The organism is Cronobacter universalis NCTC 9529 (genome assembly GCF_001277175.1).
In the GTDB taxonomy this organism is placed as follows: domain Bacteria; phylum Pseudomonadota; class Gammaproteobacteria; order Enterobacterales; family Enterobacteriaceae; genus Cronobacter; species Cronobacter universalis.
Genome location: NZ_CP012257.1, coordinates 2,310,543 through 2,331,965, shown reverse-complemented (window position 1 = coordinate 2,331,965; position 21,423 = coordinate 2,310,543). Strand labels below are relative to the sequence as shown.

Here is a 21,423-nt window from a genome sequence, read left to right as displayed (position 1 = left end):
TTGAATGACCGGAGCGCGCTATGCTGCCTGAAAATTACCCCTCCCGCAGCGATGCGGAAAAACGTCTGCTGGCGGTGAACGCCGCGCTGGAGCTGATTAAAGCTTCCGTGGCGGCGCCCAACAATTACGAAGGGCGCGATAAACTCGCCAAAGATATCGAATATACCCGCCACCATCTGGCTGAACTGGCCGACGCCATTCAGGCCGCGCTGGAAAGCCGCTAACCGCGGCGTTGGGCATGAGCGGGGCGCTGGCGGCCGCCAGCTTTCATCATCTGAATTGAACATCAGGAGACGCGATGGAGGCCATTAAGGGCTCTGAAGTGAACGTGCCGGACGCGGTCATCGCCTGGCTGCTGGACGGACACGGCGGCGTAAAGCCGTTGCAGAATGACTGCGTTATCGATAAAGACCAGCCCTGCTGGCTGCATCTGAATTATGCCAACCCGGAGAGCGCGCAGTGGCTCGCTGAGACGCCGCTGCTACCAAACCTGGTGCGCGACGCGCTGGCGGGCGAGAGCCTGCGCCCACGCGTGACGCGCATGGGCGACGGCACGCTGATTACGCTGCGCTGCATCAACGGCAGCACCGACGAACGGCCAGATCAGCTGGTGGCGATGCGGCTCTATATCGATGAACGGCTTATCGTTTCCACGCGCCAGCGTAAGGTGCTGGCGCTCGACGATATTATTCACGATCTCAATGAGGGCAGCGGCCCGGCGGATGTCGGCGGCTGGCTGGTGGATGCCTGCGACGCGCTCACCGACCACGCCAGCGAATTTATCGAAGAGCTGCACGATAAGATCATCGATCTGGAAGACAATCTGCTGGAAGAGATCGTGCCGCCGCGCGGTGTGCTGGCGCTGCTGCGCAAGCAGTTGATTGTGATGCGCCGCTATATGTCGCCGCAGCGCGATGTTTTCTCCCGTCTCGCCAGCGAGCGATTTAGCTGGATGAATGACGATCAGCGCCGCCGGATGCAGGATATCGCCGACCGGCTTGGCCGCGGGCTGGATGAAATCGACGCCTGTATCGCGCGTACCGCCGTCATGGCCGATGAAATCTCCCAGACGATGCAGGAGTCGCTGTCGCGTCGCAGTTATACGATGTCATTGATGGCGATGGTTTTTTTACCGAGTACGTTCCTCACTGGATTATTCGGGGTCAACCTTGGCGGCATTCCCGGCGGCGGCTGGCATCTCGGTTTCAGCGTCTTCTGCGTGGCGCTGGTGCTGGTGATTGGCGGTGTTACGTGGTGGTTACATCGAAGTAAATGGTTGTAAAAAAACGGTTTTCGCCGGTGTGCTGAAGCAAAAAAGCCCACGAATTTGAGCGATATCAAGAAATGCCACGCGGTTTCACGGCATCATTCTTGTCGCAGGTGAATGCAACGTCAAGCGATGGGCGTTGCGCTCCATATTGTCTTACTTCCTTTTTTGAATTACTGCATAGCACAATTGATTCGTACGATGCCGACTTGATTAAGTCGGCTTTTTTTTGCTCGTTTCTCGTGGTCTGATCGGCGCGCCGCCGCGCTTTTCCCTTCTGTGACGCATCTTCTACGCTTAATGTATACGCCATTAAAGAGGAAAAGACGATGCATCATCTGTATCAAACCAGCATGAGCGATCCGGTGCCCATCGATCCCGTACCGGTGCCGGACCCGATCCCAACGCCGCAGCCGGTTCCCGATCCGCCATCGCCGGACCCGCGCCCCATCGACGATCCGCCGCCGCACATGCGTTAAACGGGCAAAAAAAAGCCCTCCGCGAGGAGGGCTTCAGGCTTATTTGATTTCCAGCACATCGAGGCGCTGCATCGGCGGGGCCTCTTCATCTTCCGGTGCCCAGCCGGCGGGCATCATCGGGATCTCTTCACGGTCGAACGCCAGATCGCCGCCGTTCACCACTTCAGAGCCGTGATGAATGCCTTTGAAATCGAACAGTTCGGTGTCGCACAGGTGCGACGGCACCACATTCTGCATCGCGCTGAACATGGTTTCGATACGGCCCGGATAGCGTTTATCCCAGTCGCGCAGCATATCGGCGATCACCTGACGCTGCAGGTTCGGCTGTGAGCCGCAGAGGTTGCACGGAATAATCGGAAAGCCTTTCGCCTGCGAGAAACGTTCAATGTCTTTTTCGCGACAGTAGGCGAGCGGGCGAATCACGATATGTTTACCGTCATCGCTCATCAACTTCGGCGGCATGCCTTTCATTTTGCCGCCGTAGAACATGTTCAGGAACAGCGTTTGCAGAATGTCGTCACGGTGATGGCCCAGCGCGATTTTGGTCGCGCCAAGCTCGGTGGCGGTGCGGTAAAGAATGCCGCGACGCAGACGCGAGCACAGCGAGCAGGTGGTTTTCCCCTCCGGGATCTTCTCTTTGACGATCCCATAGGTATTTTCCTCAACGATTTTATATTCCACGCCGAGGGCCGCCAGGTACTCCGGCAGGATATGCTCCGGGAAACCCGGCTGTTTCTGGTCGAGATTCACCGCCACCAGCGAAAAATTCACCGGCGCGCTCTGCTGTAAGTTGCGCAAAATCTCCAGCATCGTGTAGCTGTCTTTGCCGCCGGAGAGGCAGACCATAATCCGGTCGCCTTCTTCAATCATATTGTAATCGGCGATAGCCTCCCCGACATTGCGGCGCAGGCGCTTTTGCAATTTGTTGAGGTTGTACTGCTCTTTTTTGCTAATTTCTTGAATTTCAGACATTTAAAAGTGGCTCAGTTCTGCGTTGCGGCGCGCCCTGGCGGATTGCCCGGCGCGCGTATTCACCGTTGGCCTGCCCGCGCGCGGCGGATATCGCCGCAGGCGCCAGCAAGCCCGAATGTGTTCCTGTGCGTGGCGTGTATGGTACGGATTACGGCGACGAATGCCAGCGCGTTTTGCGCCGTAGCGCCTGTTTTGAAGCCGTAACATTTTGCTGCCACACTGAGAAAGACCTGATGCCGGGCCTGAGCGCCTGCGGCGGGGGATAACCACAACGGGAGGGGCTATGCGTCTGGCGTCTTATAATGTAGAAAACCTGTTCGATCGCGCGCGCGTGATGTCGCAGAGCAGCTGGTCGCAGGGGCGACCGGTGCTGGAAAAATTCGCGCGGCTGAATGAACTGCTCGGCGACATCACCTATAGCGAGGCCAGTAAGAAAGAGATGGTGAAGCTGATGGTGGCGCTCGGGCTTGAGAAATCGGACACCGGGCCGTTTGTTATTCTGCGCCGCAATCGCGGCAGCCTGCTGAAGCGCCCGCGCGATGGCGGTATCGATATTATCGCCGGCGGTCGCGCCGACTGGGTGGGTTCGCTTGAGCTTATCGAATCGCCGGTGGATGAAGTCGCCATGCGCATCACCGCAAAAGTGATGAGCGATCTCAACGCCGATGTGCTGGCGGTGGTCGAGGCGGAAAGCCGCCCGGCGCTGGCGGCGTTTAACCAGGAGATTATCGCGGCGCTCGGCGGCGAGCCCTTTCGTCATGTGATGGTCATCGACGGCAACGACAGCCGCGGCATCGACGTTGGCCTGCTCACCGGCGCGGCGTACCCCATCGGCCCGATGCGCAGCCATGTTGACGATCGCGACGCGCGCGGCCAGCTGATTTTTTCGCGCGACTGTCCGGAATATTCCGTGCCGCTGGCGAACGGCGATACGCTGTGGGTGATGGTCAATCACCTGAAGAGTAAAGGCTATGGCGGCAAGGCGGAGTCCGACGCCCGCCGTAAAGCGCAGGCGCAACGGGTGGCGGAGATCTATAAGGCGCGCCGCGACGCCGGCGAGCAGTTTATCGCTATCGCGGGTGATTTCAACGACACGCCGGAGAGCGACGCCCTGGCGCCGCTGCTGAAAGAGACCGATCTGCGCGACGCCTTTACCCACCCGGCGTTCGACAACGGCGGATTTCCCGGCACCTGGGGCAACAGCGCCAAAAACAACAAGCTTGATTATATTCTGCTGTCACCCGCGCTCTGGGAGCGCGTCACCGCAGGCGGCGTTATTCGCAAAGGGATGTGGCCCGGCGAGCGGCCCGTCAAATGGGACGTTTACCCGGAGCTGAAAAAGCCGCAGCAGGCAGGCTCCGATCACGCGGCACTGTGGGTGGATATCGATATTTAATTGCAACATTTTTAAACACCGGGCCTGGTGATTCTGGCGCTGGCCCGGATTTATCAGCGTTTTCTCATCCATTGTAAAAATAATAAATACCCGCCCGCCGCGCATTATATTTCGCCCGTTTCACAATAAAATTATTCGCTTCCAACCCCTTATTAATAAAAGACTTTGCAGAAACAGACTCCGTCTCGCTAATAAGCCAATCCGCATGGCATAACGCCACCAGAATAATCGCCCGCACCGGATAAAAATTACCCGTCTGGTTTCCCGCTTCGCTTGCATAAATATCTCGTCAACTATACTGAAACCTGAATTTATCGTTGGCGCTGATAAGCGTCAGGTTCCTGAAACCCGGATGTCTTTCGCGTTTTAAAGGCGCGAAACGAAAAGAAACAGGAGAACAAACCATGACGACACGTCCGCAACTGCCATTCCCGGAACAGCAGCAGAATGTCCCTGGCAGCACCACCAAAATGCAGCCGCAGCCCGATCACGGCGAAACGAGCTACAAGGGCTCAGGCCGTCTCACCGGTAAAGCCGCCATCATCACCGGCGGCGATTCCGGCATTGGCCGCGCGGTCGCCATCGCCTATGCCCGCGAAGGGGCGGATGTGCTTATCTCGTATCTTGATGAGCATGACGATGCCAAAGACACCGCGCGTCTCGTTGAAGAGGCGGGCCGTAAAGCGGTTCTGGTGCCCGGCGATATCACCGACGCCGCCCACTGCCGCGCGCTGGTGCAAAAAGCCGCCGATGAATTCGGCAAAATCGACATCGTGGTCAACAACGCGGCGTTCCAGATGACCCGCGATTCGCTGGATGAAATCAGCGATGAAGAGTTCGACCGCACCATGAAAACTAACCTCTACGGCATGTTCTGGATCTGCAAAGCGGCCGTGCCGCATATGCCGGCGGGCGGTTCTATCATCAACACCGCGTCGGTGAACGCCGACCAGCCGAAGCCGAAGCTCATCGCGTATTCCGCCACCAAAGCGGCTATCGTGAACTTCTCCGGCAGCCTGGCCGCGCTGCTTGCCGAAAAAGGCATTCGCGCGAACGCGGTCGCACCGGGCCCCATCTGGACGCCGCTTATCCCGTCCACGATGCCGCCGGAGCAGGTGAAAGAGTTCGGCAGCCAGGTGCCGCTGGCGCGCGCCGGTCAGCCTGCGGAACTGGCGCCGGTTTATGTGATGCTGGCAAGCGACGAGGCAAGCTATGTCTCCGGCGCGACCGTGGCGGTCACGGGCGGCCAGGCGGTCATCTGATAAAAAGGAGAGAGGGATGCTCAACTATCCGCTGACGCTGACGACGCCGCTCGCGACCCACATCTTTGGCGGCACGCGCATCAAAACGCAGCTCGGCAAGGCGGAACTGCCGGGATCGCGCGTCGCTGAAACCTGGGAGGTGAGCGATGTGGACGGCATGATAGCCACCGTCACCAACGGCGAGTTCGCTGGCATGTCGCTACGTGAGCTGACGACGCGCTATCCCGATGAACTGGTCGCGCCTGGCTGGCGCGGCCCGTACTTTCCGCTGCTGTGCAAATTTATCGACGGCAGCGGCATGCTGCCGGTGCATCTGCATGCCAACGACGAAATGGCGCAGCGCCTGGAAAACCAGCCCAATGGTAAAACCGAGGCCTGGCATATTCTCTGGGCGGCGCCCGGCGCAACCTGCCTTGCCGGTATTAAAACCGGTATGAAAAAAGAGGCGATCCGCGAGGCGCTGCTGGCGGGCGATTATGACCGCGTCATGTACCGCCTGCCGCTGAAAACCGGCGACACGATCTATGTGCCGGGCGGCCAGTTGCACTCTTTCGGGCCGGACACGCTGATCTATGAAATAGAACAGACGTCTGATATTCAGCAGCATGCGATGCCGTGGAATATGGAAGATGGCTCGCCGGTCCCCCCTGATGAGCAGGCCAGGAACATCGATAAACTGCTGGAAGAGTTGCGCCCGGAACTGCTGACCCAGCCGCAGCGCGGTCTGGTGCTGGAGGAGTGCGTCGCCGTGCAGCGCCTGCTGTGCTGCGCCGGGCCCTATTTCGCCCTGGAGCGCTGGCGTTTTGATACCTGCTACGACTACCACTTCTCCTCGGTGCGTATTGTCACCAATATTGGCGCGCCGGTGACGATTCACACGCCTGATGGCGCAGTGATGACGCTTGAGCGCGCCCAGAGCGTGATTCTGCCCGCCGCGCTCGGCGAGGCGGAGTTCTGCGGCAAAGGGGAGTTGCTGGTCGGTTACGTGCCGGATCTGGCGCAGGAAATTGTCGCGCCGCTGCGCGCCGCAGGCTACCCGCAGGCGGCCATCGACGCGCTCGGCGATATCAGCGGACGTCTGCGCTAGCGCGCTGTTTCTCAAGCCGCCGGTAGAGCGTGCTGCGCGAGACGCCAAGCTTGCGCGCCGCAAGGCTCATATTACCGTTCACGCTCTGTAATACGGCGTCCACATCCGGCGCAGCGTTCTCTGAAGGCTGCGCCGTTTCTTTGGTCTCGCCTGCGGAGCGATACGGATGAGGCAGATCGTCTAACGTGACAACGTCACCGTCATCCGCCAGCGCCAGCAAGACTTTCAGCACGCTTGCGAGCTGGCGCACGTTCCCCGGCCAGGGGAGACGCGCGATATGGTCGACCAGATCGGCAGAGAGCGTGACGCCGCGCCGCGCGCCGCCGAGCTCCTGCCACAACCGCTGCACAAACCGCGGCAGCGCAGGCCAGTCGCGCAGCGGCGGAATGCGCAGACGGTACTCTTCAATGCGGTAAAAGAGATCTTCGCGAAATGCGCCGCGCGCCACCATTTCGTCGAGCGGGCGGTGGGTGGCGCAGATAAGCGTAAACGCCACCGGCACGGCGCGGGTGCCGCCGAGCGGCACCACTTTTTTCTCCTGCAATACCCGCAACAGGCGGGTCTGCATGGCAAGCGGCATATCGCCGATCTCATCCAGAAACAGCACGCCGCCGTCGGCTTCACGGATTTTACCGATATAGCCGCGACTGCTGGCGCCGGTAAACGCGCCGGGCTGGTAGCCGAAAAGCTCCGATTCAATCAGTTGCTCGGGCAGCGCGGCGCAGTTAATGGCGACGAACGGGCCGTCGCGCCACTGGCTCTGCTGATGCAGGCGGCGGCTCAGGTGCTCTTTGCCGCAGCCGGTTTCGCCGGTCACGCACAGCGCGATGCCCGCGTTCAGCAGGCGCAGCGCCTTGGCGGTCTCAACGCCGCTCTCTTCTTCCTGCGCGAGCGCAGGATGCGCGGCCCAGACGCGCCGCGCCGGAAGCTGGCGGCGGGTGTGGTAACGGCGCTGGTTAATGGCGGTGAGCGCGGCGTCATCGCCCGCCGGCAGCGCCTGCGGGAAGAGCGCATCAAGAGAAAGCGTGCCGATATGCGCGGTAGAAAGCTTGAACTCATCCATCGCCAGCTTATTGGCGGCCACCAGCCGGTTGTCGCTGAACGCCAGCAGCAATTCCTGCGCCGAGCCGAGGGCGGTCGGGTCGGTGTGCAGACGCAGGAGCCACTGCTGCGCGTCGAGCTGCGCGATAACCCAGTCATGCTCCAGCTGGCGCACGGCCTGGCGCATCAGACGGCCTGCTTCCGCCACGGGCTGGCGGGCGGGCGTCGAGAGATCCAGCACGCCCGCGATCTGCCCGTCCGGGCGAAACACCGGCACGCCGTAGCAGTAAAGCCCCGCGTTCTGATTGAGAAAATGCTGGTTGCCGTGGACTTCGCACGGCGCATGCAGCGCCAGCGCCGTGCCGATGGCATTGGTGCCGCGCGCATGTTCGCCCCACAGATTGCCGGGCGCGAGCGCCACGCGCTGCGCCTTTTGCAGAAACTGGTTGTTGCCGAAGGTATCCAGCACCAGGCCGGTATCGTCAGAGGCGACCACGACAGAGGGCGCGCGGTTGAGGCTTTCGCCGAGCCGCTGCATTAGCGGGCGGGCGAGCGTTTTCAGCCAGCCGTGTTGCGATCGCGCCTCTTCAAGCAGTGCGCGGCTCACAAACGAGGTGGCGTCGTCGTCGCGGGTCAGCCCGTATCGCTGGCTGCGCTGCCAGGAGTCGTTGAGCAGACACGGAAAAGACAGCTCGTCGCAGTACGGCGTTAAGCCTGCGGAGGTCAACGAGGCGCTGTGCGGCATGGCATTCTCCGGTGGGTGTACATGTTTCAAATATGTAGCATTTTGGTGTCCCATGTGTTGCGACACATGACACAGTTCCGCGACATTTTCCGTGTCCCGCACCCGCCCGGCGCGCCATCACGTAAAACGAATCATTCGTAACTTTCTGTTTATAAACAGGTAATGGTGAATTTTTTTCGGGCGTATCACTCTGGCATAAGAACTGCTTATCTCTGTACGCCGCACAGCAGACTGTGCTTAACCGATTGTCGCTACACTGAGGAATCTGCCATGAAATATGCTCACCCCGGTCAGCCTGGTGCTCTCGTTAGCTTTAAACAGCGTTATGGAAACTATATTGGCGGTCAGTTTGTCGAGCCTGTTGAAGGTCAATATTTCACTAACACCACGCCGGTGACGGGCGCGGTGGTGGCGGAGTTCCCGCGCTCAGGCGCCGCCGATATCGAACGCGCGCTGGATGCGGCCCATACCGCGGCGCCCGCGTGGGGCAAAACCAGCGTGCAGGAGCGCTCCAATTTGCTGCTGGCCATCGCCGATCGCATGGCGGGCCATATCGAACAGCTGGCGCTCACCGAGAGCTGGGACAACGGTAAACCGATTCGCGAAACGCTGAACGCCGACATTCCGCTGGCGGTAGACCACTTCCGCTACTTCGCCGGTTGTCTGCGCGCCCAGGAGGGCAGCGTGGCGGAAATCGATCAATATACCGTGGCTTATCACATCTACGAGCCGCTCGGCGTGGTCGGGCAGATAATTCCCTGGAACTTCCCGATCCTGATGGCGGCGTGGAAACTCGCGCCTGCGCTGGCGGCGGGCAACTGCGTGGTGCTCAAACCTGCGGAACAGACGCCGCTTGGCATTTCCGTATTTATGGAGCTGATTGGCGATCTGCTGCCGCCGGGCGTGGTGAACGTGGTGCACGGGTTCGGGCAGGAGGCGGGCGAGGCGCTGGCGCGCAGTAAACGCATCGAGAAAATCGCGTTTACCGGTTCGACGCCGGTCGGACGGCATATTCTGGCCTGCGCGGCGGAAAATATTATCCCCAGCACCGTCGAGCTTGGCGGAAAGTCGCCTAATATTTACTTTGCCGACATTATGCAGGCAGAGCCTGAATTTATCGAAAAAGCGGCCGAAGGGCTGATTCTGGGCTTCTTTAACCAGGGGGAAGTGTGTACCTGTCCTTCCCGCGCCCTGATTCAGGAATCGATTTACGAACCCTTTATGGAGCGTGTGCTGGCGCGTATGGCCAACATTCGTAAAGGCGACCCCTATGACACTGACACTATGATTGGCGCGCAGGCCTCTCAGGAACAGTTCGACAAGATTCTCTCTTATATCGATATCGCGCGCGGCGAGGGCGGCCAGATCCTCGCGGGCGGCTCGCGTCTGAACCACGGCGCGGCGCTGGAGAAGGGCTTCTACATTGAGCCGACGCTGATTAAAGGCGAAAACGAGATGCGCTTCTTCCAGGAAGAGATCTTCGGGCCGGTTATCGGCATCACCACCTTTAAAGACGCCGAAGAGGCGCTGAAACTGGCCAACGCCACGGAATTTGGCCTCGGCGCGGGGGTCTGGACGCGCGACACGAATCTCGCCTGGCGCATGGGCCGCGAAATCAAAGCGGGCCGCGTCTGGACCAACTGCTACCACCTCTATCCGGCGCATGCCGCGTTCGGCGGCTATAAGAATTCCGGTATCGGCCGCGAAACCCATAAGAAAGCGCTGGAGCATTACCAGCAGGTGAAAAATTTGCTGGTCAGCTATGACATCCAGCCTCTGAACCTTTTCTGATCCATCCGAACGACCCGTTAACGAGGTGACTGATGAAAGTGATGAAAATGAAAGCGGCAGTGGTAAAAGCCTTCGGGCAGCCGCTGGAGATCCAGGAAGTGCTGGTGCCGGAAGTAACGCCGGGTAAAGTACTGGTGAAAATCGCCGCGACCGGCGTCTGCCATACCGATTTACACGCGGCGGAAGGCGACTGGCCGGTGAAACCGAACCCGCCGTTTATTCCGGGCCATGAAGGCGTGGGCCACGTCGTGGCGGTCGGCCAGGGCGTGACGCACATTAAAGAGGGCGATCGCGTGGGCGTGCCGTGGCTCTACTCCGCCTGCGGCCACTGCGAGCATTGCCTTGCGGGATGGGAAACGCTCTGCCACGGCCAGCAAAATTCCGGGTATTCGGTCAACGGCACCTTTGCCGACTACTGTCTGGCGGACGCCAATTACGTCGGCATCTTGCCGGATAATGTCGAGTTCACCAGTATCGCGCCGATCCTCTGCGCGGGCGTCACGGTCTATAAAGGGCTGAAAATGACCGACACCAAACCGGGCGACTGGGTGGTGATTTCCGGCATCGGCGGGTTAGGGCATCTGGCGATTCAGTACGCCAACGCGATGGGGCTGAACGTGGCCGCGGTGGATATCGACAAGGATAAGCTGGACTTTGCGAAACGCCTTGGCGCGCAGGTGACGGCCAACGCGCTGGAAGTCGATCCGGGCAGCTATTTCCATGAGACCTTCGGCGGCGCGCACGGCGTGCTGGTGACGGCGGTGTCGCCGAAAGCGTTCGCCCAGGCGACCACCATGATGCGCCGCGGCGGCACGATGGTGCTCAACGGTCTGCCGCCGGGGAAATTCGATCTCTCTATCTTCGATATGGTGCTGGACGGCACCACGGTGCGCGGCTCGATTGTCGGTACGCGTAAGGATCTGCAGGAGGCGCTCGATTTCGCCGGGCATAACAAAGTGGCGGCGGAAATTGCGGTCGAGCCGCTGGAGAATATCAACGATATTTTCGATCGTATGCGTAACGGGAAAATTACCGGCCGCATCGTGGTGGATATGTCGCTGTAAAAATCAGCGCCGCAGGGAGGCGGCGCTTTTTGTTTCCAGTAATGCTGAGGTATTAACGCTTACGCTTTTTGACAGCCATAACAATAAAAACCACCAGCAACGCGCCAATAATCATCCCTAAAGTATGCATCTCAGTTCCTCGGGTTTACGTGAAGCCCTTACAGGCAGGCGGCGGAGTATAGCGAATTCCAACTTCAGATTATACCTGGCGGTATGCCCTTAATTCTGAGGGGCAACATCTGTGGCGACGCTTTCATAAATAATCACGTTGCGTCATTACACCTTTATGGTCAGGTTGCAGGTAAAAATATTTCTCATTAAGGTGTGGGGTTTTCTGACTTAAGGAAAGGTCATGTTCGGCTTATTGCATAAACTACCGTGGCAGATGCCCGCGCTTATTCTCTTCTGGTGTATTAACTGGGTCATTACGCTTTTTCTTCTGGCCGTGGCGAATAAAACCCATGACCCGTCGCTTATCGGCGCGGCTATCTGGTTTAATATGCTGTGGGTGTGTGCGTATGTTATCGAATATAACGGACGTGTGGCGTTTCATACTCAGGAGCGCAAACGTCTGAAGTGTTTTCTGCCGCGCAAGCAAAACAGTAAAGTGAAAGCCTCGGTAGCGCTGTCTCGCACCGCCATGCTTTCAATCTCTTTAAGCTTTTTACTGGCGGTCGCGCACGCACCTGGCATTATCGTCTGGTCTCTGGTGGCTGCTTCTTGCTTTTTCGGCGTGTTCAGCCTGCTCCTGTCTTATCTGTTTTGTCTTTCGGTCCTCTCCCCGCTTGCTGCATCGCTACTGAACAAAGCACTGACCCTGCTGCTGGCGCTGGTGTTGTTTCTTGCCAGAATGATCGCCAGCGGCATTTTGCTTGAATCGTGGGATATTTCTGCAGCGCAGCTCCCGTATACCACCTGGTCAATGACGTTATTTCTGGCGGCATTGATCGTGGTGAATATTGCCTATTTAATTGTGATTGTGATTGCAGGCGTGATGGAGGCGAACCTGAAAAATCGCAAGAAACGGGCCAAACTCTCCATGGACAGTCAGTATATATTTGTTGTGGTATTCACCTGCATTTTATCGGGTCTTATTATGGCCAATACCCGCACGCTGGGCGGCGCGTTATTAAATTCCTTTTATCAGTTTGATACCCGTACTACGTTTCGTTGCGGCGATCGCTACCAGACGATTTATGATCTCGGTGAAAAGGCGCGTTATTTAGCGGTGGGTGAAAATCAGTACCGCGGGTTTTTCCTGAAAGACGGGGATTTACACGGCGTGGCGGTGAAGTGCACGACCGGCGATAAATTTACCTGGTATCGGGTATTAAGCCGCGAAGAGCTGGGTGCAAACGCCCCTGCAAAAAACAGGGGCGATAACGATAAGCGCTAAATTACTCGCTGACTTTCTCTGCTTTGCCCGCGAGCTGCGCCAGGAAGTCGTAGCGTTTTTGCAGATCGGCGGCGGCGTCTTTCCAGAGCTGTTCAGCCACCTCCGGCTGCTGCGCGTTGAGGCGACGGAAGCGCTGCTCGGCGAGCAGGGTTTCCGCCAGCGCGTCTGACGGCGGGCGGGAATCGAGCGCCAGCGGCAGCTTGCCTTCATCGGCGCGACGCGGGTCGAAGCGATAAAGCGGCCAGAAGCCCGTCGCGGTGAGCTGGCGCATCTGATCGTGGCTCAGCGCCAGATCGTAGCCGTGCTCCTCGCAGGGGCTGTAGGCGATAATCAGCGACGGGCCGGGGTAGGCTTCCGCCTCCTGAATCGCTTTCACCGTCTGGTTAAGCTGCGCGCCCAGCGAAATCTGCGCCACATACACATGCCCGTACATCATCATGCTCACGCCGAGATCTTTGCGCGCTTTGCGTTTGCCGTGCTCGCCGAATTTCGTCACCGCGCCGAGCGGCGTGGCCTTCGACGCCTGGCCGCCGGTGTTGGAATAGCACTGCGTATCGAGCACCAGAATATTGACGTTCTCGGTGAGGCTCAGCACATGATCGAGGCCGCCAAAACCGATGTCATATGCCCAGCCGTCGCCGCCAATCAACCAGATGGATTTTTCCACCAGCGCGTCGGCGTCGGTGAGCAACTCCTGCGCGCCTTCCACGCCCTGTAACTGCTGGCGCAGTTCCGCGACCTGTTCGCGACGCACGTCCGGCGTGGCGTCAGTTTGCAGCGCATCAAACAGCGCGGGCGTGAGTTTATCGGCAAACTGTGTGAGCAGGCGCTGCACGCGCGCCTTATGCTGATCGACCGTTAAGCGAAAGCCGAGGCCGAACTCCGCGTTATCCTCAAACAGCGAGTTCGCCCACGCCGGACCGCGGCCATTGGCGTCGGTGGTATACGGCGTCGAGGGCAGATTGCCGCCATAAATCGACGAGCAGCCGGTGGCGTTGGCAATCAGCAGTCGGTCGCCGTAAAGCTGGGTCAGCAGCTTGATGTAGGGCGTCTCCCCACAGCCTGAGCACGCGCCGGAGTATTCAAACAGCGGCGTGATGAGCTGCGAGGTGCGAATGTCGATACGCTCCAGCGTGCTGCGGTCGATCTCCGGCAGGTTCAGGAAGAAGTCGTAGTTGCGTTTCTCTTCCTCCACATGCTCCAGTCGCGACATCATATTAATCGCCTTGATCTCCGGGTTCTGGCGGTCTTTCGCCGGGCAGACCTCGACGCACAGGTTACAGCCGGTGCAGTCTTCCGGGGCCACCTGGAGCACATATTTCTGGCCGCGCATGTCGCGGGATTTCACATCCAGCGCGGCGAGCGAGGCGGGCGCGTCGGCGAGGGCGTCCGGCGCCACCACTTTGGCGCGGATCGCCGAGTGCGGACAGGCGGCGACGCAGTGGTTACACTGGGTGCAAAGCTCCTCTTTCCAGATGGGGATCGCTTCCGCGATATTGCGTTTCTCCCACCGGGTGGTGCCGAGCGGCCATGTGCCGTCCGGCGGCAGCGCGGAGACCGGCAGCGCGTCGCCAAGCCCTGCCAGCATCGCGGCGGTCACCGTTTTGACAAAATCGGGCGCGGCGTCGGAGACCACCGGCGGGCGCAGATGGCTGGTTTCATCCACCGGCTGGCGCGCCACTTCGAAGAGCGATTCGCGGGCCAGCGCCAGCGCCTGCCAGTTGCGCTCCACCAGCTCCTGGCCTTTGCTGCTGTAGCTTTTGGCGATAGCGCCCTGGAGCGCCTCCAGCGCGCGGTCGCCCGGCAGGATCTGGGTCAGATGGAAAAACGCCATCTGCATCACGGTGTTGATACGCGCGCCGAGCTGGCATTCGCGGGCGATCTTCGCGGCGTTGACCACAAAGACGCGCGCGTTTTTGTTATTCAGCACCGCCTGGACTTCCTGCGGCAGACGGTGCCAGACCTCGTCCGGCGCGTAGGGGGTGTTGATGAGGAAAATGCCGCCAGGTTTCAGGCGTTCGGCCATCGGGTATTTATCGATAAACTGCAACTGATGACAGCCGACGAAATCCGCCTGGCTCACCAGATACGCGGCGTTAATGGGCCGCTCGCTGACGCGCAGGTGGGAAACGGTCAGGCCGCCCGCCTTTTTGGAGTCGTAAACGAAATAGCCCTGGGCGTACCACGGCGTCGCGTTACCGATAATTTTAATGTTGTTCTTGGTGGCTGAGACGCTGCCGTCACTGCCAAGCCCGTAAAACAGCGCTTCCAGGCGCGCGTGAGAGGGCAGCGTATTCTCCGGCAGCGGCAGGGAGAGATGCGTCACGTCGTCGTAAATGCCGACGGTAAAGCGCGGCTTCGGCTTTTCCGCGCGCAGTTCATTAAACACCGCCAGCACGCAGTCAGGGCCGAACTCTTTAGAAGAGAGCCCGTAGCGCCCGCCGATGACGCGCGGCAGGCTGTCGCGCTCGCCGTTGTTAAAAGCTTCCGCCAGCGCGGTCATCACATCCAGATAAAGCGGCTCCGCCTGCGCGCCTGGCTCTTTGGTGCGATCGAGCACCGCGACGCGCTGCACGCTCTGCGGCAGCGCCGCCAGCAGGTGACGCGCGCTGAACGGGCGGAACAGGCGCACTTTCAGCACGCCCACTTTCTCGCCGCGGGTGAGCAGTTCATCCACCACCTCTTCGCAGGTGCCGCTGGCGGAGCCCATCAGGATAATCACCCGTTCGGCTTCCGGATGGCCGTAATACTCAAACGGCCGGTACTGGCGGCCGGTGGCGGCGGCGAAGTCGTTCATCGCCTGTTCGACATGGTCATAGACCGCGTTATACCAGGGGTTGGTCGCCTCGCGGGACTGGAAATACGAATCCGGGTTGGCGGAGGTGCCGCGAATTACCGGGTGTTCCGGGTTGAGCGCGCGGGCGCGGTGGGCGTCTATCTCCGCCTGCGGCAGCAGAGCGCGGATGGTGTCATCGGCGAGCGGCGCGATTTTGTTGATTTCATGCGAGGTGCGAAAACCATCGAAGAAATGAATAAACGGCACGCGGCTTTTCAGCGTGGCGATATGGGAAATCAGCGCGAAATCCTGCGCCTCCTGAACGCTGGCGGCGCACAGCATCGCGCAGCCGGTCTGGCGCACGGCCATGACGTCTGAATGATCGCCGAAAATCGACAGCGCATGGGTGGCGACGGTACGCGCCGCGACGTGCAGCACAAAGGGCGTCAGCTGACCCGCGAGCTTATAGAGCGTCGGGATCATCAGCAGCAGGCCCTGGGAGGACGTAAACGAGGTGGAGAGGGCGCCGGTCTGGAGCGCGCCGTGGACGGCGGCGATAGCGCCCGCCTCGGACTGCATCTCGATCACGCGCGGGACGTCGCCCCAGACGTTTTTCATCCCGTTGCCGGCCCAGGCGTCGGCCTGCTCCGCCATCGTGGAGCTCGGCGTGATGGGATAAATGGCGATAACTTCACTGGTGCGAAACGCGACTGACGCGACTGCGCCGTTGCCGTCGATAGTAATCATATAAGACCCTTACATTGCGCCACATTATGAGGTCTGCGCTGGCGTAACAGACCCCTGTAGTAATAAGGGAATTCTAGCAAACCCCCGGTGCCGGGATTTTCGTTTTTGTGTACTGACTATTCGCGAGGTGAATCATTTCATGCGCAGGATCAAGAGAAAGAGACCGAAAAGCGCGAAAAAATGTGTCTTCGTCCAAAAAAGCAGCAGCGGGAATCTCGACGCGCCGCGTCGGGCGGCCTATGATGCTCAGGTTTTGCTTGTCAACGAAAGGGGAGAAACATGCGAGCAGCGTTTTGGGTAGGATGTGCCGCGTTACTATTATCGGCATGCAGCAGCGAACCCGTTCAGCAGGCCACCGCGGCCCATGTGCCGCCGGGAATGCGGGCTGCGATGTCGAGCGCAGGGCAGGCGAACTGCGCGATGGTCGGGGGCTCGCTGTCGGTCGCGCGCCAGCTTGACGGCACGTCTACCGGCATGTGCGCGCTGCCCAACGGCAAACGTTGCAGCGAAGCGGCGCTCGCTTCCGGCGCCTGCGCCGCGTACTGATTACTGCACCAGATCCGCCAGTTTATAAACCAGACTGTACTGGCGGTATTTCAGGGTGAGCTGCTGTTTCTCCACGCTCACCGTCGCCCCCTGGCTTAGCATCTCATTAATCAGCTTATCCAGTTCATTGAGCTGCGGCTCGGCGCATAACATGCGCGTTGACGCAAGCCCCTGCACCTTCAGCGTATCGCCATGCAGTTCGCCCTGACCCATAAAACGGTTACACATGCTGCCGGAGACATGCATACGCTCGCCAAAACTCAGCTCCGGCACGCGGCGCGTGGCATCAAGCGGCGCGCCGTTCACCGTTTGCAGCACATAGCGGTGGTGTTGCAGCGCGTCGGGCGTGACGTGCGCGTTCTGCGCGGCGTTCTGGCAGCCGGCGAGGGTCATGCCCGCCAGTAAGGTGAAAAGGGTTTTTTTCATGAGCGTCTCCCGGAGGTAAAAAAACGCGACGCGCCAGGCGGCGCGTCGGCGGTGTCACACCAGTTCGTTAGGGCAGGGCTGGCCTTGTTCCAGCTGGCGCAGATTGCCAAGCGTGGTTTCAGAAATGCTGATGAGCGCCTCTTCCGTCAGGAACGCCTGGTGGCCGGTGAACAGCACGTTGTGGCAGGCGGAAAGACGGCGGAACACATCATCCTGAATCACGTCGTTGGATTTATCTTCAAAGAACAGATCGCGTTCGTTCTCATACACGTCCATGCCCAGCGCGCCGATTTTCTGGCGTTTAAGCGCTTCAATCGCCGCCTGGGAATCGATCAGGGCGCCGCGACTGGTGTTGATGATCATCACGCCATCTTTCATCTGCTCGAACGCGCTCTGGTTGAGCAGATGGTAGTTTTCCGGCGTCAGCGGGCAGTGAAGGCTGATGACATCCGATTCCGCCAGCAGGGTCGGCAGGTCGACATATTCAACGCCAAGCTCCAGCGCGGCGGCGCTCGGGTACGGATCGAACGCCAGCAGGCGCATCCCGAAGCCTTTCAGAATGCGCAGCGCCGCGACGCCGATTTTACCGGTGCCGATAACGCCCGCGGTTTTGCCGTACATCGTAAAACCCGTCAGCCCTTCGAGGTTAAAGTTAGCGTCGCGGGTCCGCTGATACGCGCGGTGAATGCGGCGGTTGAGGCACATCATCATGCCCACCGCGTGTTCGGCCACGGCTTCCGGCGAGTAAGCCGGAACGCGCACGACTTTCAGCCCCAGCTCTTTCGCCGCGTCGAGGTCGACGTTATTAAAGCCCGCGCAGCGCAGCGCGATAAACTTCACGCCATGCTTTTTCAGCTCTTCCAGCACCGGGCGGCTGGCGTCGTCATTCACGAAAATACAGACGCCGTCGCAGTGAATGGCGGTTTTCGCCGTGCGCTCGGTTAACAGGAAGTCATAAAATTCAAGATCGAAGCCATATTCCTGGTTAACATGCTGCAAATACTTTTTGTCGTACTGCTTTGTGCTATAAACCGCCAGTTTCATAAGACTTTCTCCAGTGATTTTCTGTGATCACGTTAGCATAATTAAAAATATCGTACAAAGATTAAAAATTAATTGTCGAACAGCTGCTTACCTCTAATTCTAGGTCAACTATGCTTTCAGAGCCGCCCTGGCTTCACCTCGTCCGGCAAAGCTGTCAGAATAACGGCTTTCTTCGGCATAATTTCTCGCTGAATCAGGATATTAACGGCCCATGAAGGGTAAATACAGAGCCGTCATCGCTTTATTACTTCTGGTTGTGCTGCTTCCTCTGGCGCTGCTCTTAACCGCGGGCTACTGGCTGCCGACGCTTGCGGGCGTCTGGCTGCCGCAGGGTACGCGCATTGCGCTGGAGCAGCGCCCGCGCCTGACCCGCTCCGCTCTTGTGCTGCCGGAACTGCGTTATTTCGCGGGCGATTGCGAACTCGCCCACGCCCAAAATGTCGTGCTAAGCCACCCGACGCGCTGGCGGCTGCATCTTGGCGCGCTCACGCTCAACACCGGCTGCTTCAGCGCCATACCTGACGACCCTGCGCCCGGCGCGCCGCGCACGCTCGCGCAGTGGCAGGCGATGCTGCCGGAAAGCGAGGTGGAGATAGCGCGTCTTAAACTCGCCGACCTGCCGGATTATGACGGCGCGCTAAGGGCGAGCCTGAGTCCGCAGGCGCAGGTCATCACGTTTACCGGCGACAAACTGGCGGTGTCCGCCCGTCTCGAAGGGCAGGCGCTGAAGATTGAGCAGCTACGTTTGTCTCTCTTTGACGGCCAGCCGCCGGTGTCGCTGCTTGGCGATTTCACGCTCGCGCTGATGCCGGACGGCATTCCGACCAAAGGCGAGGCGCAGGCGCGGTTTTCACTCCCCCAGGCGCCGTATAACGCTCGCGCTGAGGTAACGTGGCGCGGCGGCGAAGGGCAGTTGCTGGTCTTCGCGCAGGACGATCCCGATCCGCTGCTCGATCTTCCGTGGCTCGCGGGCCACAATTCGTTCGCCTTCAGCGACGGACGCTGGCGCTGGCCGTACCAGGGCTTTCCGCTGAGCGGGCGCGCGGCATTGCGCGTGGAAAACTGGCGCGGCGGGCTGGACGCGGCGCGCGTCAGCGGGCGCATGAATGTGGTGACGCAGGGGAATGCCGGGAAGGGCAACGCGGTGCTGACTTTCGGCCCCGGCGCCCTGAGCCTGCGCGAGAGCGCGATGCCGCTGCGCATTACCGGCGAGGCTAAACAGGACGCGCTGGCCTTTTACGCCAGCCTCCCCGCCATGCTGCGCGGGCCGCTGCTGTCGCCGGAACTGCATTTTATGCCAGGCGCGCTGCTGCGCTCGCGCGGGCGAGTGATTGATGCGCTGAATATTGAAGAGATCCGCTGGCCGCTCGCGGGCGTCACGGTGACGGAAAAGGGCATCGACGGGCGTTTGCAGGCGATTGCGCGCGCCAGCGAGCCCGGCCAGGGCGATATGCTGCTGCATCTTGATGGCCGCGCCGATGATTTTCTGCCCGATGCGGGACTGTGGCGCTGGCGCTACTGGGGCAACGGCACCTTTGAACCGATGCGGTCGCGCTGGTCTGTCGGCGGGCGCGGCGAGTGGCGCGACGACGTTATCACCCTCAGCGAGCTCAACACGCGTTTCGACCAGTGGCAGTACGGCAGCATGACGGTCGAGCGCCCGCAACTGGCGCTCAGCACGCCGGTGCGCTGGGCGCGTGGCGGCGCCGCGCAGGCGCTGGAAGGCGCGCTGAAGCTGGATGCCGGAGCCACGCGCTTTACCAGCGGCGCCAGCCTGCCGCCGTCGACGCTCAATTTCAGCGTCCAGGGGCGTGACCCGAGCGCGTTTCAGTTTAAAGGCGATCTGCGCGCGGGCGAGATAGGCCCGGTGCGCGTCAATGGCCGCTGGGACGGCGAACGGCTGCGCGGTCAGGCCTGGTGGTCGCCGCAGCCGCTTGCGGTTTTCCAGCCGCTGCTGCCGCCGGACTGGAAACTGCTGCTGCGCGACGGCGGTTTTTACGCGCAGGTGGCGTTCTCCGCCGCCGCAGGCCAGGGTTTCGAGGCGGGCGGCCACGGCGTGGTGAAACAGGGCAGCGCCTGGATCAAAGACAATCAGTTTAACGGCGTGGACTTTGTGCTGCCGTTCCGCTTTCGCGATTCGACCTGGCAGTTTGGCACGCGCGGTCCGGTGCGCCTGAATATCGCGGAGATCCAAAGCCAGGTGCCGGCGCGTGATATCACGGCGTCGCTCCAGGGCAGCTACCCGTGGAGCGAGGCGCATCCGCTGGTGTTAAGCGACGTCAGCGCGTCGCTGCTCGGCGGCAAAATCCGCATGCAGCAGTTGCGCCTGCCGCAGCACACGGCCGCGCTGCTGCGTCTGGAAAATATCTCGTCGAGCGAACTGATCACCGCGACCAACGTCAAACAGGTGGCGCTCTCCGGTGCCATTAACGGCGCGCTGCCGCTGTGGCTCGATAACCCGCAGTGGATTGTGCATGACGGCTGGCTCACCAGCCCCGGCCCGCTGACGCTGCGCGTCGATAAAGAGATGGCGGACGCGATGGCGCGGGATAACGCGGCAGCCGCGGCGGCGGTCAACTGGCTGCGCTATATGGAAATCTCCCGCTCCTGGACGCGGCTGGACGTCGATAATCTCGGCGTGTTGCGCATGCGATCGGAATTCCAGGGCGAAAGCCACGTTGACGGCAAAACCAGCGGCGTGCGGCTTAACTATCAGCATCAGGAAAACCTTTTCACGCTGTGGCGCAGTTTACGTTTCGGCGACAATTTACAGTCCTGGCTTGAACATCACGCGACGCTCCCCGCCGCGCGGTGCAAGGCAACGTCAGGGAAGACCTGCGAGGAACAACCATGAAAACCGTAATCACGCTGATGGCGGGCGTTATCACTCTGGCGCTGTGCGGCTGTACGCCGCGCATTGAGGTGGCGGCGCCGAAAGAGCCGATTACCATTAATATGAACGTTAAAATCGAACACGATATCCATATCAAAGTGGATAAAGACGTCGAAGCGTTGCTGCAAAGCCGCAGCGATCTCTTCTGAGGAGGCGAGCCAATGAGAAGCCTTCTGATCGTGACGCTGGCGCTGCTGCTGGCAAGCCCCGCCAGTTATGCGCTGACGCTGGAAGAAGCCCGCGCGCAGGGGCGGGTGGGCGAGACGCTCACCGGCTATCTCGCGCCCGTGGCGCAGGATGCGGAAACGGCGACGCTGGTGGCGCGCATTAACCAGGCGCGCGCCGCAAGCTACCGCGAGGTGGCGCAACAGAACGGATTGCCGGTCGATGAGGTGGCGAAAATGGCGGGACAGAAGCTGGTGGCGCGCAGCAAACCCGGCGAGTACGTGCGCGGCATCAATGGCCGGTGGATGAAAAAATAACACCGCTAC

At 60.2% G+C, this 21,423-nt stretch carries 18 protein-coding genes; 13 read left to right on the top strand and 5 right to left on the bottom strand.

What is annotated here, in order from left to right:
* Positions 1–20: 20 nt before the first annotated feature.
* The 3 genes from AFK65_RS10750 (at position 21) to AFK65_RS22015 (ending at position 1,746) form a co-directional block, all read left to right on the top strand.
* On the top strand, positions 21–224 hold the full coding sequence (locus tag AFK65_RS10750) for a hypothetical protein (protein WP_007698149.1): 204 nt from the start codon (positions 21–23) through the stop codon (positions 222–224).
* A gap of 74 nt (positions 225–298) precedes the next feature.
* Entirely contained in the window at positions 299–1,282 is a 984-nt protein-coding gene (gene zntB, locus AFK65_RS10745; protein ID WP_007698146.1) for a zinc transporter ZntB, read from the top strand.
* Positions 1,283–1,596: 314 nt separating this feature from the next.
* Positions 1,597–1,746, top strand: coding sequence for a hypothetical protein (locus AFK65_RS22015; protein ID WP_007698143.1), 150 nt, complete (start codon positions 1,597–1,599; stop codon positions 1,744–1,746).
* Positions 1,747–1,785: 39 nt separating this feature from the next.
* Here AFK65_RS22015 and ttcA read toward each other — a convergent pair whose 3' ends face one another.
* Complete coding sequence (ttcA, locus tag AFK65_RS10740; protein ID WP_038857082.1) at positions 1,786–2,718, bottom strand: tRNA 2-thiocytidine(32) synthetase TtcA; 933 nt, start codon at positions 2,716–2,718, stop codon at positions 1,786–1,788.
* Between the two features lie 283 nt (positions 2,719–3,001).
* Here ttcA and AFK65_RS10735 point away from each other — a divergent pair, with 283 nt between their 5' ends.
* From AFK65_RS10735 to AFK65_RS10725, 3 genes are all read left to right on the top strand, one after another.
* Positions 3,002–4,114, top strand: coding sequence for an endonuclease/exonuclease/phosphatase family protein (locus tag AFK65_RS10735; protein ID WP_038857085.1), 1,113 nt, complete (start codon positions 3,002–3,004; stop codon positions 4,112–4,114).
* Positions 4,115–4,518: 404 nt separating this feature from the next.
* Positions 4,519–5,376, top strand: a complete 858-nt coding sequence (locus tag AFK65_RS10730; RefSeq protein WP_038857087.1) for an SDR family oxidoreductase — start codon at positions 4,519–4,521, stop codon at positions 5,374–5,376.
* A 16-nt stretch (positions 5,377–5,392) separates the two neighbouring features.
* Complete coding sequence (locus AFK65_RS10725; RefSeq protein WP_038857088.1) at positions 5,393–6,463, top strand: class I mannose-6-phosphate isomerase; 1,071 nt, start codon at positions 5,393–5,395, stop codon at positions 6,461–6,463.
* On the opposite strand, the gene AFK65_RS10720 is transcribed toward AFK65_RS10725, so the two are convergent.
* A complete protein-coding gene (locus AFK65_RS10720) occupies positions 6,444–8,249 on the bottom strand; it encodes a sigma-54-dependent Fis family transcriptional regulator (protein ID WP_038857089.1) in 1,806 nt (601 codons plus the stop codon). The genes AFK65_RS10725 and AFK65_RS10720 overlap by 20 nt on opposite strands.
* 270 nt (positions 8,250–8,519) lie before the next feature.
* On the opposite strand from AFK65_RS10720, the gene exaC reads away from it, so the two are divergent.
* The 3 genes from exaC to AFK65_RS10705 all read left to right on the top strand — a co-directional run bounded on the left by exaC (position 8,520) and on the right by AFK65_RS10705 (position 12,500).
* Positions 8,520–10,040, top strand: coding sequence for an acetaldehyde dehydrogenase ExaC (exaC, locus tag AFK65_RS10715; RefSeq protein WP_007698127.1), 1,521 nt, complete (start codon positions 8,520–8,522; stop codon positions 10,038–10,040).
* 32 nt (positions 10,041–10,072) lie between these two features.
* Entirely contained in the window at positions 10,073–11,104 is a 1,032-nt protein-coding gene (gene adhP / locus AFK65_RS10710; RefSeq protein WP_038857091.1) for an alcohol dehydrogenase AdhP, read from the top strand.
* 352 nt (positions 11,105–11,456) lie between these two features.
* Positions 11,457–12,500, top strand: a complete 1,044-nt coding sequence (locus AFK65_RS10705; protein WP_007698097.1) for a hypothetical protein — start codon at positions 11,457–11,459, stop codon at positions 12,498–12,500.
* Position 12,501: 1 nt separating this feature from the next.
* On the opposite strand, the gene nifJ is transcribed toward AFK65_RS10705, so the two are convergent.
* Entirely contained in the window at positions 12,502–16,023 is a 3,522-nt protein-coding gene (gene nifJ, locus AFK65_RS10700; RefSeq protein ID WP_007698093.1) for a pyruvate:ferredoxin (flavodoxin) oxidoreductase, read from the bottom strand.
* Between the two features lie 279 nt (positions 16,024–16,302).
* On the opposite strand from nifJ, the gene AFK65_RS10695 reads away from it, so the two are divergent.
* Positions 16,303–16,569 carry a putative hemolysin gene (locus tag AFK65_RS10695; RefSeq protein ID WP_032804641.1) on the top strand — a complete coding sequence of 89 codons (267 nt, stop codon included), beginning with the start codon at positions 16,303–16,305 and terminating at the stop codon, positions 16,567–16,569.
* On the opposite strand, the gene hslJ is transcribed toward AFK65_RS10695, so the two are convergent.
* Together hslJ and AFK65_RS10685 are read right to left on the bottom strand one after the other, a co-directional pair.
* The gene (gene hslJ, locus AFK65_RS10690; protein WP_038857092.1) at positions 16,570–16,995 is read right to left on the bottom strand and encodes a heat shock protein HslJ; all 426 of its coding nucleotides are present in this window, start codon (positions 16,993–16,995) and stop codon (positions 16,570–16,572) included.
* Positions 16,996–17,049: 54 nt separating this feature from the next.
* Entirely contained in the window at positions 17,050–18,039 is a 990-nt protein-coding gene (locus tag AFK65_RS10685) for a 2-hydroxyacid dehydrogenase (RefSeq protein WP_007698084.1), read from the bottom strand.
* A 211-nt stretch (positions 18,040–18,250) separates the two neighbouring features.
* Here AFK65_RS10685 and AFK65_RS10680 point away from each other — a divergent pair, with 211 nt between their 5' ends.
* From AFK65_RS10680 to AFK65_RS10670, 3 genes are read left to right on the top strand one after another with little or no spacing between them, the layout of a single operon-like run.
* Positions 18,251–20,893 (top strand): YdbH family protein, encoded by a 2,643-nt coding sequence (locus AFK65_RS10680; protein ID WP_038857094.1) that lies wholly within the window; start codon positions 18,251–18,253, stop codon positions 20,891–20,893.
* Positions 20,890–21,081, top strand: coding sequence for a YnbE family lipoprotein (locus AFK65_RS10675; RefSeq protein ID WP_007698082.1), 192 nt, complete (start codon positions 20,890–20,892; stop codon positions 21,079–21,081). The genes AFK65_RS10680 and AFK65_RS10675 overlap by 4 nt, the downstream gene beginning before the upstream one ends.
* Positions 21,082–21,093: 12 nt before the next feature.
* The gene (locus AFK65_RS10670; RefSeq protein WP_007698081.1) at positions 21,094–21,414 is read left to right on the top strand and encodes a YdbL family protein; all 321 of its coding nucleotides are present in this window, start codon (positions 21,094–21,096) and stop codon (positions 21,412–21,414) included.
* The last annotated feature ends 9 nt before the right edge of the window (positions 21,415–21,423 follow it).